Below are 14749 nucleotides of genomic sequence, written 5' to 3' on the forward strand. Positions count from 1 at the left end.
CTCGTCATGACCCGAGTCGGGCTGAAGGAGTAGGTAAACCAGAGCTATTTATTCACCGGATGAGGGTTGGCCATCGCCAGCGAATATAGGGACTCGAGTCCGTCCCTTTTCGGTTCCCCTGAGACAACGGCAGGGGCTGCCAGCCAATTCGTCACGGTTTAACGAAATGATGACGGCAGAAAGCTATTATTGTTAAGTTTTCCAACCCCAAGCCGATAATCGCCAGGAGGCACAACTCGTACCCCGGAGTGGAGAAATCCGAATGTTGTCCAGCAGATCCAAGTCGTCAGAAGATTCCCGAGACGAGCGCTTCGACGGCCTGCTCCATATGGTCAGGCGGCAGTTCGGTGTCGTGGCCGTCCTGCTGACAACCGGCGCCCAGGATCTACAACGCTTTTGCGCTGGCGCCGGCCCGATTGTGCGCGACACACTGCCAGACCTCCGCATGCCGCTTCCCTCCGATGCCAATGCCCATACACTTCTGCTTGTACCCGATATCAGCCGCGACGAGCATCTGCGCAATCACCAACTAACAAAAACGTTTCCCTCGCTGCGCTTTCTCGCCGCCTGCCCACTGCAAGCGCCAGGTGGAGGGCAGCTCGGCCTTCTCTGTCTGCTTCACGACCAACCGCGCGAGCTCGATGCCGAGCAACAAAAAGGGTTGCAGGAGTTCGCTCAATTGGCAGTTGGGGCGCTGCTGCTGAAGGATTCGGATCGAGCGGAGTTTGAGCTTCCGAGCGAAAACGATCGACGTAAGGCGCTGGCCATCGCCACTAGCGGCACCGGTGTTTGGGACCGAAACATGCTCACCGGCAAAGTCAACTATTCCGATAGTTGGAAGGCCTTGCTGGGCTACACCAACAACGAGATCGGCAGCGACCCTGCCGAGGCCTACACCCGCATCCATCCTGCCGACTTCGCATACGTGCTGGCCGTCTACCAGGAGGCCATCGACGGGCGCACCGAGGTTTTCGAAGTCGAGCACCGATTACGTTGCCGGGACGGCAGTTACAAGTGGGTCTGCAGTCGCGGCAAGGTGGTCGAATTTGACGGTGCCGGCAAACCCTCGCGCATGGTCGGAACCACCACTGACGTCACTGCAATGTACGCCCTGTCGGAACAGATACAGCTGAACGCCGCTCTGCTGACCGACCTGACCAACGAAATCCCCGGCATGGTTTTCCAGAGTCTGCGGCAGTTGCATGGACAGTACAGCTTTTCCTTCGTCAGCATCGGGGCCCGCGACATTTATGGAGTGACGCCGGAGCAACTGATGCAGGATGCCGACATGCTGCACATGATCATCCATCCGGACGATCTGACTGCCTACCTCGGCTCCCTGGAAGCGTCTGCGACGGATCTCAATCCCTGGAACCTAGAATACCGGGTACTGCTGCCCGGTGGGGGCGCCGCTTGGCGTCATGGTGCTGCGCGTCCCAGGGCACTGGCGGACGGGAGTGTGCTCTGGCACGCCATCATCACCGATGTCACCGAGCGCAAGCTAATCGAAGCAGAACTGCAGGTGCTCGCCAGCACGGATTCCTTGACGCAACTGTCCAATCGTCGCCACTTCATGCAGCACCTCGAAAGCGAGTTGGCGCGTATGCAGCGCTCTGCCGGCTATCCCGCGGTAATCCTGATGTTCGACCTTGACCACTTCAAAGCCATTAATGATCGCTGGGGACATTCGGTAGGTGATCTCGCGCTTCAGCACTTCTCGGCCATTCTCTGCACACAGCTGCGCAGAACCGATGCTGCCGGTCGCATGGGCGGCGAAGAGTTCGCAGTGGTATTGAGCAATGCTTCCGTCGACGAGGCCAAAATCTTCGCCCAACGAGTCCAGGATGAGCTGGCCAGTGCGCCACTAGACCACGGAGACGAACGTCTGACACTGGCGGTCAGCGTAGGTATCGCCGCCCTCCATTCAGCCGATGTCAGCGCTGAGGCCAGCCTGTCGCGCAGCGACAAGGCGCTCTATTGCGCAAAGCGTGCCGGGCGCAACCGCATCGAATGTTATTGAAAGGTCGGGAGGGATTCAGACCTCAAAGCAGCGACATGCCAAGACGCAATGAGCCTCCAACGCCGCCTGAACAGCGACGATGATCATAATTTCAGCATGATTGGAAAAGCATCTAGTCTGTAGCGTTCCAGCGATCGTCTGCTTTTGGCCGTGTCCTGCCTGTCACGACTGACCAGGTTGGCTGCGAAAATCCCAATTCAGATGAAAGTCGCTTTTCCATCAAGCGCAACCTCTCGATTGCAGCTATGAAATTCAGGGCGATCATGAGCCTACCCAGAACGCCAGATAACCGGACAACTTCGTTTCCGCAAATAAGTATCCACCCCTTGATTTCAGAGGCCTCCAGAGCATTAATGAATACTGCCTAGCGGAAACGAGTACAAGTTAAGGCATTGAAATATATGGATTAATCTTCGGACTTGAAAGCCGTCGACTGTCCTGGCCGAAACCATTTCATCTCTCACGACTGCCTTTGGACCGTAGCTCCCGCTCAATAATGGATAAGCGCGTCATCAAAGGAACTAGCTCAATATTGAAACGTCTGTTTGAATAACGGCATGATGCCAGCCAGCAAAAAGGCCGATGGCGCAGCTGATAACAACACAAGAATGGAGTGCGCGATGAGCCAAACCGACCAAATTTTTTCCTATTGGTGGAATACATCAGGCCCTTGGGTAGAAGAACCCAACGTACGCAGGAGTGGCACGAGCGGAGTGCAGCGAGTTTTGCATAACGGTGCGACTGTGTACGTTAAGCGTCAGACGGGTCATTTGTTTCGCAGCCTGAGATATCCTCTGGGGCGCCCCACTACCTTGCGCGAAGGCCGCGCGCTCACAAAGTTACTCCACCTTGGGGTCAACGCCCCTCAACCGGTTTACTACGGTGCGCAAAAAATCAAAGGGGTCTGGCACGGCATCTTGGTCACCAAGGACTTGAACGGTTTCCAGGATTTGGAATCCTGGTACAACGAAGGTGCAAAAAACCAATACACGCCCAAGCAACTGGACAATGTGCTCGAAATACTCGCGTCATTGATGGCACGAATGCATCTCGGCCGCTGGCAACATGGCTGCATGCGCTCAAAGCACATTTTTATCAAAGTTCGCAATTCGTCGAGCGATCCCGAGTTCGAGCTTGCGCTGCTCGATCTCGAGAAGTCCCATGGGCGAATCAGCTCATTGCGGGCAGCTCGGCACGACATTTTGCAACTCAGGCGCCATTCCTATTGGAGCGAACCGGAGTGGCAACACTTTCTTCGTCATTATGAAAAGCACCTGGGTCGACCAGTAATCACTCAGGGCCGTTCTTGAAAGCCCAACGAAGGCGGCAGGCGCAAACATCACATGAATGTCTGCATCGATCTGCCAGGTGAACCCAGGCCTCGATTTTCAGCACTGATGGCTACTCCGGTTTGACTGTTGCAGCCGGCGGCCTGGCGTCAGGACCGATTTTGAACCAGATCGAGTACATCGCGGGCAGGAACACCAGCGTCATGATGGTGCCGACGAGCGTGCCGCCAATCAGGGTATAGGCCAGCGTCCCCCAGAACACCGAGTGTGTCAGGGGAATAAACGCCAGGATCGCCGCCAGGGCCGTCAACAGTACCGGTCGCGCACGTTGCACCGTGGCTTCGACGACCGCGTGGAACGGATCCAGCCCTTCTTGCGCGTTGTGATGAATCTGGCCGATCAAAATCAGCGTATTGCGCATCAGAATCCCCGACAGTGCAATCAACCCGACCAGCGCATTGATGCCAAACGGCTGATTGAAGATGAGCAGTGTCGGCACCACGCCAATCAAGCCTAACGGCGAGGTCAGGAACACCATGATCATCGCCGAGATCGAACGGACCTGCACAATGAGGATGACCAGGGTCATGGCGATCATGATCGGCAACAACGGCAGGATCGCCTTGCCGGCCTTGCCGGACTCTTCAATCGCGCCCGCCTGCTCGATCCGGTAACCGGAAGGCAGCTTCTCGATGATCGGCTGCAGTTGCTTCAGCAGCGCACTGGAAACGTCCGGTGGCTGCAAGTCTTCGGCAATGTCGCCGCGCACGGTGATGGTCGGGGTGCGATCACGCCGGCGCAGGATCGGATCCTCCATGCGTACATCAACCTCGCCGATCTGCGACAACGGGACCCGCTGCCCCGAGGCTCCGACCAAGGTGAAGCCTTCGATTTGCTGTGGATCGAGCCGGACATCGCCCGCTGCCCGCCCCATGACCTGTACTGAACGAATATCCTCGCGCACCGCCGTGATCGGTACTCCGCTGAGCAGGAACTGCAATTGCTGTGCAACCGCAGTCGATGTCAGCCCCACTGCCTGCAGACGATCCTGATCCAGGTTGAAATGCAACGACGGAGTCAGCGGCCCCCAATCGGTATTCACGGTTCTCATCATCGGGCTGTCCTGCATCACACCCCGCACCTGCTCGGCGATCACGCGCAACTTTGCCGGATCAGGCCCCATCACCCGGTAGGCCACCGGAAATGGTGAATAAGGACCAAATACGATTTGCGATGCCCTGAGGCGCGCTTCCGGGGCGAGCCCTTGAGCCACCGCGTCACGAAAACGCAATTTGAGGGTTTCCCGTGCTTCCTGACTGTCGGTCAGTACAACGATCTTGGCGAACGACGGATCGGGCAGTTCCGGTGCCATCGCCAGGAAGAAACGCGGTGCACCCTGGCCGATATAGGCCGTGACGATTTTTGCCTCATCCTGCTGGCGCAGCCAGGCTTCGACCTTGGCGGCCGTGGCGCTGGTCTGCTCGATGGAAGTGCCGTAGGGCATTTGCACTTCGATCATGACTTCAGGACGGTCAGAGGTCGGGAAGAACTGTTTCTTCACCAAGCCCATACCCGCAGCGGCCACAAAGAACAGCACAATGACCATGCCCGCGACCAGCCATTTGCGGGCAATGACCCGGGTCAGAACCCGGCGGAAGCGGTTGTATCGCGGCGTGTTGTAGATCGCCGCATGTCCACCCTCCACCGCCTTGATATCCGGCAACAGTTTCACGCCCAGATAAGGGGTGAACGCCACTGCCACGACCCACGAAGCGATGAGAGCGATGCCCACGATCCAGAACATGTTGCTGGTGTATTCGCCGGCCGTGGACTGAGCGAAACCGTTCGGCAAAAAACCGATCGCCGTCACCAGGGTTCCGGACAGCATCGGCGCCGCCGTATGGCTCCAGGCATAGGCAGAGGCCTTGATGCGATCGTAGCCCTCCTCCATTTTCACCAACATCATTTCAATGGCAATGATCGCGTCATCGACCAGCAGCCCGAGCGCCAGAATCAACGACCCCAGGGTAATACGGTCAAAGTTTTTGCCGGTGGCCGCCATCACCACAAACACGATCGCCAGGGTCAACGGCACCGCAGCGGCGACCACCACGCCAACGCGCCAGCCCATGCTCAGAAAGCAGACGAGCATGACCACCAGCAGCGCGACAAAGAACTTGACCATGAACTCGCCAACGGCGGAGTCGATATTCACCGCCTGGTCGGTGACTTTCGAGAGGGTCATACCCAAGGGCATTTCCTCGTTGATCCTGACGGTCTCGGCATCCAGCGCCTTGCCCAGATCAAGACCGTTCCAGCCCTCACGCATCACCACACCGAGCAACAGCGCCTCTTCGCCGTTATTGCGCACCAGGAAGGTAGCCGGGTCTTCGTAACCGCGTTCGACCGTCGCCACATCAGACAGCTTGAGTGTCCGCCCTTGCACGACTACAGGGGTGTCACGGATTTTCTGCAGCTTGTCGAACGCACCATCGAGGCGCAGAAAAACCTGTGGCCCGCTGGTGTCGATTGATCCGGCCGGGGTCAGTGCGTTCTGACTGTTCAGCGCGGCGAAAATGTCCTGCGGTGACAAGCCCAAGGTCGCCAACCGGTCATGCGAGAAAGAAACAAATATCCGTTCGGCTTGTTCGCCGATGATGTTGACCTTCTTCACCCCCGGCACATGCAACAGGCGCTGGCGCATGGACTCCGCATCGCGGACCAGCAGACGCTGCGGCTCGCCCTTGGCTTTCAGGGCGAACAGCGCAAAGGTCACGTCCGAATACTCGTCGTTGACCATCGGCCCGATGACGCCCGCTGGCAACTTGATCGCTTCATCGTCGAGTTTTTTACGCGCCTGATAGAACTCTTCCTGCACTTGCGAGGGCGGCGTGCTATCGAGCAACGAGACCATCGTGAAGGCGAGCCCTGGCCGCGTATAGGTTTCCGAGCGGTCGTACCATTTGAGTTCTTGCAGGCGTTTTTCCAGTGGCTCCGCGACCTGATCCTGCATCTCCTGTGCGGTCGCCCCCGGCCACGCCGTGATGACGGTCAACTGCTTGACCGTAAACGGAGGATCTTCAGCACGCCCCAGCTGGAAGAATGCCAGGGTGCCGGCAACGGCGATCAGGAAAATCAGAAAGACCGTGATCGAACGCTCGCGAACGGCGATGGCAGAAAGGTTGAATCGTCCCTCGCTCATGGACGACTCCCGGCAACGGTCGCCGCATCAGGCACGGGCATTCTTACTGCTTCGCCTTCGCGCAACAGGTGAGCGCCCAGCGCCACAATCTGTTCGCCGACCCGGAGATCGCCAGCGACTCGTGCCGAATCGTCGCTCAACCCCAACACCTGAACCGGTCGCCAGGTCACGGTTGGCGGTGTACCGGCGATGACCCACACGCCAGGACCTTTACCGGCGTCGTAAAGCGCAGCGATGGGCACTTGCAAGGATGCGGCAGGTGTCGAACCCTCGGCGATTCTGAGGGTGACAGTCGAACCTATCGGCGCATTGGCCAACGCGCCTTCCAGTACATAGCGCGCCTCGAACGTACGCGTCGTGCGGTCCGCCGAATCCGAAAGCAACCTCAGTTTCGCGGTAACAGCACCCGAGGGGTCGCCATAGAGCGTGGCTTGCGCGGTGGATCCTGCTGCGGGGCGCAACGTCTCGGGCAAGTGCACGATGGCCTCGCGCTGCCCTGCCCGCGCCAGCCGAACCACCGGTTGTCCAGGGCTGATGACTTGTCCGGGTTCGGCGAGTGTTTCCACCACAACGCCGTCGGCATCGGCGACCAGCACCGCATAACCGGAAGCGTTGCGGGCAACGTCCGCTTGCGCTTCAGCGGCGCTGAGTTGCGCCTTGGCGGTATCTGCGGCGGCTTTGATCTGATCGTAGGCCGATGCGGAAATGGCGCCGGCGCTGACCAGAGTGCGATAGCGGGCTTCGTCATCGGCTGTCTGCCTGGCCCGGGCCCGTGCGGCGATGACCGACTCCTGCTGCGCGCGTGCCTGCAACCCCAGGTCGATGGGGTCGAGCCGCATCAGCGGCTGACCGCGTTTGACGCTCTGCCCCGTGTCAACCAGACGCTCGAGCACCTTGCCCGAAACGCGAAACCCCAGATCGCCCTGAATGCGCACCGTCACCACCCCCGTAAAAGATCGGGAACCGTCGCCCGCAGCCTGAACGGCGGTGAACCTGACCAGAGGCGCCTGTGTGCGCGGGTCTGCAACGGATGAGGAATCACCGCACGCCGCCAGGGCGAGTGGCAACAGGCATGCGGCAATAGGGGAAATTCGAAGCCGGCGCATAGGTTCACTTACTGAAATAGGATGACCATCATATTCTCATCTTTGTGACCAATATCGTCAACAGTCACATTCCATGAGATATTCGACGCTCCATTTTTTTCATTAATACCGTGACTGCCTTTTCAAGCCTTAATTGACACGTTGTGACCATTGCGTAATATGGTCACGAAAATCTCGTTAAGGAACGCCGATGCCTCCCCTGCGCCCAATTGCTCTTTTGGTGACCGCCAGCCTCATGGCAGGTTGTGCGGTGGGTCCGGATTACCATCGTCCGGACGCCCCGCTTTCAGATCATTACCTCGGGCAGTCTGCTGTCGAACCGCGATCAGGATCGACACCGGGCAGCCTTGCCGCCTGGTGGGAAAGCTTTAACGATCCGCTACTGAGCAACCTCATCGACCAGGCCTTGCAGCAGAATCTGGACCTTGCACAGGCATCAGCGCGCGTCACCCAGGCCAGGGCCGGTCTGGGCGCCGCCAATGCAGCACTGCTGCCCTCGGCGAATATCAGCGCACAGGCGGCACGCGCTTATCAGTCCGTCGAGACACCACTGGGCCAAGTCTTGAATTCAACACCCGGCTACGACCGTTACGGCAATGCCTACGAGGCCAATCTCGAGGCGGGCTGGGAAGTCGATGTCTTTGGCGGACTGCGCCGCGGGCGTGAGGCGGCACTGGCTGAGTATCAGGCCTCAGCAGCCGGTTTCACGGCGACGAGGCTGGCAATCGCTGCGCAAACGGCCGATATCTACATCACCCTGCGCGGATTACAGGCGCGGCTGGACATCGCCAACCGGCAAGTCGACACCCGGCGCGCATTGCTGGAGAAGGTTCAGTTGCTTTACGGCAAAGGGCTGGCCGCGGAGTATCAGGTGCGCCAGGCCGAGGGTGAGTTGTCGCAAGTCCAGGCGACCGTTCCGGTACTGCAAAGCGGTCTGGAGGCGGCCATGAATGCGATGGACGTGCTGCTCGGCACGCCTCCCGGCACTCACCGCACGCAACTGGCACGTGAGGGCGAGATTCCCGATGTGCCGTCGCTGACTGCGCTGGGCACACCGGCAGATCTGCTGCGGCGCAGACCGGACCTGATCGTCGCCGAACGCCGCCTTGCGGCCTCTAACGCGCGTATCGGTGAAGCGATTGCCGAGTACTACCCGAAATTTTCCCTCAGCGCCCTGCTCGGCAGCGCGACTGCCGTCTCCGGCGGCAATCTTTTCACCAGCGGCGCGAGCCAGTCGAGCGCTGTCCTGGGTCTGCGCTGGAGGCTATTCGACTTCGGACGCATCAACGCCCGGATCGATCAGGCCAAAGGCCAGGAATCTGAAGCATTGGCCGCCTATCGCCAGTCGGTACTGCGCGCCACCGAAGATGTAGAGAACGCGCTGTCCTCACTGGTGAATCGGCAAACTCAGACCACCACCCTTACCGGCGGCGAAGCGGCGCTGACTCAAGCTCGCCAGTCCTCGTTCACCGCCTATGAAAAAGGCACCGCCAGCCTGATCGATGTCCTGCACGCCGACGAAACACTGTTGCAGGCCTGCGACGCCAGAGCGCAAGCGCGGACCGAATCGGCCCGTGCGGCGGTGGCGGTATTCAAGTCGCTGGGCGGGGGCTGGCAACCCACTGAATCACAACCTGTAGCGGCACGCTGAGCAGCACCAGCAGATCGCTTTCAGGTCAGGGCATCAGGCTACGCAGAATGAGGTTGGAGGTCAGCGTGGGCGCTACCTCGATAAAATCGAGATTGTGCTGCAGCAACAACGGGTTGACGAAGGGACGCAGGGCCAGATGAATCGCCTCGACGGTCTCGTCCAGCGGCGTCTTGCGCTCGAACTCTCCGAGCTCTCGCCCTTCACGCACGATGTCGAAGATAAAGCGCTTGATCTGCTCCTCATACACCTGAGCACATGGCCAACGCTCCGCTGCCGAGAATGCCGCGATGTCGTAGAGCTTGCGATCATTGAAGAACAGGTCCACACCCGTGGCAATCACGGTCTTCACCAGCCGACGGAAACGCTCGGTCGGCGAAATCCCCTCTGCGTTAACAGCCTGTTCGACCGCTGCAACCATTTGCCCCAGACAATTCGAGCAGATCGCTTCGCCGATCGCCTGTTTGGAATCAAAGAATTTATAGATGTACGCCTTGGAAAAACCGATGGACCTGGCCAGATCGGACACCGTGGTTTTGCCATAGCCGTATTGGCTGAAGTGTTCATTGGCTGCCGCGACAATCTGATCACGAATCTCGTGATCGACTGGGCCACGTGGGCCGGACGAAGATAGGGATGACTGATTCATGGGCGTAGCTTACTCACCCTGTCGAGGTCTTACAAATCGTGACCAATAGAGTACATATTCACGAAAAACGGCTGTCTGAAACGGGCTGACGTTCAAGTCATCGAACAGGGTGGATCGGCCCTTCTACGGCGTTTCCACTTCATCGACCGGCAACACCGGCAATGAAGCAAACATTTCGGCGCGGCATACCTCAAGGATTTCATCCGCCAAGGCGGAATCATCCGGACAGGCGCGTGACAAGACAATTGCACCGACCGCACGCGACAGCAAGTCGATCATTTTCCTTCTCCCCTCACCCTCCGCGGCATCCGGCCCTGTCGGATATTTTTCCCCCAGAGTTTGCAGGGTGCGTTCAATGCCTTCGGCAAACGTGGCTTTCACATCATCCGACTGACGCGCCGCGTCGCCACACAATGCGGCCATCGTGCAACCGCTGCCGCGTCCGTCGCGATGTTCTCGATTCACGTAGACGTTGATGAAACCGGGCACGTCGAGCGCCTGGGCGCCGGTCAACGATTTGCCAAGACTGCAGGCCGAGGCTTCGGCCATCAGGTCAGCCTTCGAGCCGAAGTGCTTGTAGAAGCCTCCATGGGTGAAACCGGCAGCCGCCATGAGATCCGCCACACCGACGCCGTCAAAGCCACGCTCACGGAACAGCTCTGAGGCCGTCTCAACGATGTGTTCTCGATTGGCCTGCGCCTGGGCCTTGGTCACTCTCACGTGCAATACCTCGCGTTTAGCGGTAACTCCTGCGTCCGATGATACATAGATGTCGGCCATAATCAAAACCGTTGACAGTTTAGATTTCGATCATCATCCTAATTTCACACCCCACCGATCTCCATCAACGGGCACGGAAGATTCATCAGATGACCAAACAGACTCTGTTCACCCCTTACACGCTAGGCAGTCTCACGTTGTCGAACCGCGTTGTTCTCGCACCGCTGACACGCAACCGCGCAGGCCAGGGCTTTGTCCCCAGCGAATTCGCGGCCGTCTATTACAGCCAGCGCGCCAGCGCCGGTTTGCTGATCAGCGAAGCGACGCAGATTTCCCGACAGGGCCAGGGTTATCAGGACACCCCCGGGATCTACACCCAGGCACAGATTGACGGTTGGCGCACAGTCACTGATGCCGTCCACGCCAAGGGCGGAAAAATCTTCCTGCAGCTGTGGCATGTCGGCCGCGTCTCACACGTTGACCTGCAAGAAAACGGCGCCGCACCGGTGGCCCCTTCTGCGCTGCGTGCCGCGACCAAAGTGTTCGTCAACAACCGCTTTGAAGACGTCTCGGAACCCCGCGCGCTGGAACTCGACGAACTGCCGGGGATCGTCTCCGATTTCCGCCAGGCCGCGGCCAACGCGGTCGCTGCCGGGTTCGACGGCGTGGAGATTCACGGTGCAAACGGCTATTTGCTGGATCAATTCCTCAAGGACAACGCCAATCTGCGCACCGACGCTTACGGCGGTTCGATTGAAAACCGTGCGCGTCTGTTGCTCGAAGTGACGGCGGCGGTCGTCAATGAGATCGGCGCAGATCGCACCGGTGTGCGTCTGTCTCCCGTGTCGCCGGCCAACGGCGTGGCCAGCAGCGATCCGCAGGCGCAATTCAATTACGTCGTCGAGCAACTCGATGCCCTCGGCGTGGTTTACCTGCACGTGGTCGAAGGCGCGACCGGCGGCCCGCGCGACGTGGCGCCCTTCAATTTCGACGCCCTGCGCCAGCGCTTCAAAAACACCTATATCGCCAACAACGGCTATGACCTGGACCTGGCGACTGCGCGGCTGGCCGAAGACCAGGCCGATCTGATCGCCTTCGGTCGCCCGTTCATTGCCAACCCGGATCTGGTGGAGCGCCTCAAGCAGGGTGCGCCGCTGTCCGCGTTCAATCCCGCCACCCTCTACGGCGGCGACGCGGCGGGCTACATCGACTACCCGACGCTGGCTGAATCGAGCGTCAGCGCAAGCTGAGCGCGTTCCGTTTCTCACCTCCTGAAAGAGAGATACCCCATGAGCACTCGCCCTACTGTTCTCATCACTGGCGCCTCCACCGGCATTGGCGCCGTCTATGCCGAACGCTTCGCCAAACGTGGTCACGATCTGGTACTGGTCGCCCGCGATCAGGCTCGCCTGGACGCACTGGCAGCGCGCCTGCGCAGCGAGCACGACGTCGCCGTCGATGTGATCCCGGCGGACCTGACCCAACTCGCCGATCTGACCACCGTTGAAAGCCGCCTGCGCGACGACGCCCGCATCGGCATTCTCGTCAATAACGCCGGCGCCGCGCTGTCCGGCCACTTCGTCGACCAAAGCACCGACAGCGTCGCGCAACTGGTTGCCCTCAACACCACGGCGCTGGTGCGGCTCGCCAGCGCCATCGCCCCACGCCTGGCCAAGGCCGGCGACGGCGCAATCATCAACATCGGTTCGGTGGTGGGCCTGGCGCCGGAGTTCGGCATGAGCGTCTACGGTGCGACCAAGGCCTTCGTGCTGTTCCTGTCCCAGGGCCTGAGCCTGGAACTGTCGCCGCAGGGCGTCTATGTGCAAGCCGTGCTACCCGCCGCCACTCGCACGGAAATCTGGGATCGCTCCGGCGTCGACATCAACACCCTGAGCGAAATCATGGAAGTGGGTGATCTGGTGGATGCTGCACTGGTCGGTTTTGATCGTCGCGAACCTGTGACCATCCCGCCGCTGCACGAAGCCGAGCGCTGGGATGAACTGCAGGGCGCACGTCAGGGCCTGCTGGGGCAAATCCGTCAGTCTGCGGTTGCCCAGCGCTATCAGACGCCACAGTGATTTTTTGCTAGCGAGCATTCGCGCCGGATTCGATGCAGGCACAGGGCACTGCATCGAATCCTGCTGGCTTGCCGGAGTGACAATGAGTTCAATACAGACAAATTCCCGCTCGGGTTCGCCGACGTCATTCATCGACGCGGCGAACCAGTCGATCACGGTCAACGGCATTCCCTTCGCCTACCGCGACACCGGGCCCGCAACCGGCGTGCCGCTTGTACTGTTCAACCATTGGGGCGCGGTGCTGGACAACTTCGACCCCGCGATCATCGATGGCCTGGCGCAAACCAGACGCGTCATCACCACCGACTATCGCGGCATCGGCAACTCGGGTGGAACCGCGCCACTGACGGTGGGTGAAATGGCCGACGATGCCATCCAGCTGATCAGGGCGCTGGGGCTGAAAACCGTGGATGTGCTCGGTTTTTCCCTCGGAGGTTTCGTCGCTCAGGACATTGCCCTCAAGGCGCCTGACTTGTTACGCCGGTTGATTCTGACCGGTACTGGACCGGCGGGCGGCACCGGCATCGACAAGGTCGGCACAGTGTCATGGCCATTGATCCTCAAAGGCTTGCTGACCCTGCGCGATCCCAAGTTCTACCTTTTCTTCACCTCGTCGGCCAATGGACGACGGTCTGCCTCGCAGTATTTGAGACGTCTCAAGGCACGCAAGAACAATCGCGACAAGGGCCCGACTCCACGCGCCTTCCTGCGGCAATTGAAAGCCATCACGGCGTGGGGCAGACAACCGCGGCAAGCGCTCGGACGCTTGCGCACACCGACACTGGTCGTCAACGGCGACAACGACATCATGGTGCCCAGCGTTAACTCGTTTGAACTGGCCAGGCTTATCCCCGACGCACAGTTGGTAATTTATGAGGATGCTGGGCATGGCGGGATTTTCCAGCATCACGCCGACTTTGTGGCCAAGGCGCAGGCGTTTCTCGATGCTTGATCACGTCACGCAGCAACACCGCAACCCACCGACTCCCCTCCGTACAACCAGCAAGAGCCGCACCACGATGAAAGCATTTCTGATTGATGGCTATGGCAAGAACCCCGGACGCATTGGCGAAGCACCCGCCCCTGCAGTCGGTGCCCACGACATCTTGATCGAGGTCCATGCGAGCAGTGTCAACGTGCTGGATTCGAAGATCAGCAAAGGCGAGTTCAAGCTGATCCTGCCCTACGCCTTTCCGTTGATATTGGGCAATGACCTGGCGGGTGTCGTGGTTGAAGTCGGCCCGCAGGTGACACGCTTCAAACCGGGAGACGAGGTATACGCTCGCCCGCCCGAAGCGCGGATCGGGACGTTCGCCCAATTGATCGCCGTGAACGAAAACGCGGTTGCCCTGAAACCCGCCAATACCGACATGGCGCAAGCCGCATCCCTGCCCTTGGTTGCACTGACCGCCTGGCAAGTACTGGTTGAAACCGCCCGGCTGCAAAAGGGCCAGAAAGTGCTGATTCACGCGGGTTCCGGCGGCGTCGGCAGCATTGCCATTCAGCTTGCCAAACACCTCGGTGCGTTTGTCGCCACAACCACCAGTACCGCCAATGTCGAATGGGTCAAGGCGCTGGGGGCCGATCTGGTGATCGACTACACACAGCAGAACTTCGAAAATGTGCTGCAAGACTACGACGTGGTGCTTAACAGCCTCGGCGCCGACGTGCTGGAGAAGTCACTCAAGGTCCTCAAGCCCGGCGGCCAACTCATTTCCATCTCGGGCCCACCCACTGTGCAGTTCGCGAGGGAGCAAGGATTGTCCTGGCCATTGCAGCAAGTCATGCGCCTGCTGAGCCTTGGCATTCGTCGCAAAGCGCGCAAGCAGGACGTCAGCTATGCGTTCGTGTTCATGCGGGCCAATGGCGCTCAACTGCAACGCATCACCGCGCTCGTTGAGGACGGAATCATCAAACCTGTGGTTGATCGCTCCTTCCCCTTTGAATCAACGGCCGAGGCATTGAAGTACGTTGAGCGGGGACGCGCCAAGGGCAAGGTCGTTGTTGCGCTCAAATGACCACGCCGCCTGTTCCTGA

The 14749-nt window shown here is 59.6% G+C and carries 11 protein-coding genes; 7 read left to right on the forward strand and 4 right to left on the reverse strand.

The window, feature by feature from the left end:
* Positions 1–262 precede the first annotated feature (262 nt).
* Complete coding sequence (locus CAF74_RS19195) at positions 263–2020, forward strand: sensor domain-containing diguanylate cyclase (RefSeq protein ID WP_176240497.1); 1758 nt, start codon at positions 263–265, stop codon at positions 2018–2020.
* A gap of 620 nt (positions 2021–2640) precedes the next feature.
* A complete protein-coding gene (locus CAF74_RS19200) occupies positions 2641–3330 on the forward strand; it encodes a lipopolysaccharide kinase InaA family protein (protein WP_085747360.1) in 690 nt (229 codons plus the stop codon).
* 91 nt (positions 3331–3421) lie between these two features.
* Here CAF74_RS19200 and CAF74_RS19205 read toward each other — a convergent pair whose 3' ends face one another.
* Together CAF74_RS19205 and CAF74_RS19210 are read right to left on the reverse strand one after the other, a co-directional pair.
* Positions 3422–6511, reverse strand: a complete 3090-nt coding sequence (locus CAF74_RS19205; RefSeq protein ID WP_085747361.1) for an efflux RND transporter permease subunit — start codon at positions 6509–6511, stop codon at positions 3422–3424.
* Positions 6508–7617: an efflux RND transporter periplasmic adaptor subunit gene (locus CAF74_RS19210; RefSeq protein WP_085747362.1), complete on the reverse strand. Its 1110-nt coding sequence runs from the start codon at positions 7615–7617 to the stop codon at positions 6508–6510. The genes CAF74_RS19205 and CAF74_RS19210 overlap by 4 nt, the downstream gene beginning before the upstream one ends.
* A gap of 190 nt (positions 7618–7807) precedes the next feature.
* Here CAF74_RS19210 and CAF74_RS19215 point away from each other — a divergent pair, with 190 nt between their 5' ends.
* Positions 7808–9268: an efflux transporter outer membrane subunit gene (locus CAF74_RS19215; RefSeq protein WP_085747363.1), complete on the forward strand. Its 1461-nt coding sequence runs from the start codon at positions 7808–7810 to the stop codon at positions 9266–9268.
* Between the two features lie 25 nt (positions 9269–9293).
* Here the strand turns inward: CAF74_RS19215 and CAF74_RS19220 are convergent, their stop codons facing one another.
* A complete protein-coding gene (locus CAF74_RS19220) occupies positions 9294–9914 on the reverse strand; it encodes a TetR/AcrR family transcriptional regulator (protein WP_085747364.1) in 621 nt (206 codons plus the stop codon).
* 123 nt (positions 9915–10037) lie between these two features.
* Positions 10038–10634 carry a TetR/AcrR family transcriptional regulator gene (locus tag CAF74_RS19225; RefSeq protein ID WP_173940207.1) on the reverse strand — a complete coding sequence of 199 codons (597 nt, stop codon included), beginning with the start codon at positions 10632–10634 and terminating at the stop codon, positions 10038–10040.
* Positions 10635–10783: 149 nt separating this feature from the next.
* Here CAF74_RS19225 and CAF74_RS19230 point away from each other — a divergent pair, with 149 nt between their 5' ends.
* The 4 genes from CAF74_RS19230 to CAF74_RS19245 all read left to right on the forward strand — a co-directional run bounded on the left by CAF74_RS19230 (position 10784) and on the right by CAF74_RS19245 (position 14730).
* A complete protein-coding gene (locus CAF74_RS19230; RefSeq protein WP_085747366.1) occupies positions 10784–11884 on the forward strand; it encodes an alkene reductase in 1101 nt (366 codons plus the stop codon).
* A 39-nt stretch (positions 11885–11923) separates the two neighbouring features.
* Positions 11924–12712 (forward strand): SDR family oxidoreductase, encoded by a 789-nt coding sequence (locus CAF74_RS19235; protein ID WP_085747367.1) that lies wholly within the window; start codon positions 11924–11926, stop codon positions 12710–12712.
* A gap of 82 nt (positions 12713–12794) precedes the next feature.
* On the forward strand, positions 12795–13664 hold the full coding sequence (locus CAF74_RS19240; RefSeq protein ID WP_085747368.1) for an alpha/beta fold hydrolase: 870 nt from the start codon (positions 12795–12797) through the stop codon (positions 13662–13664).
* Between the two features lie 67 nt (positions 13665–13731).
* Positions 13732–14730 (forward strand): NADP-dependent oxidoreductase, encoded by a 999-nt coding sequence (locus CAF74_RS19245; protein ID WP_085747369.1) that lies wholly within the window; start codon positions 13732–13734, stop codon positions 14728–14730.
* Positions 14731–14749: the final 19 nt, after the last annotated feature.

The organism is Pseudomonas sp. R45(2017) (assembly GCF_002112305.1).
Lineage (GTDB): Bacteria > Pseudomonadota > Gammaproteobacteria > Pseudomonadales > Pseudomonadaceae > Aquipseudomonas > Aquipseudomonas paraglycinae.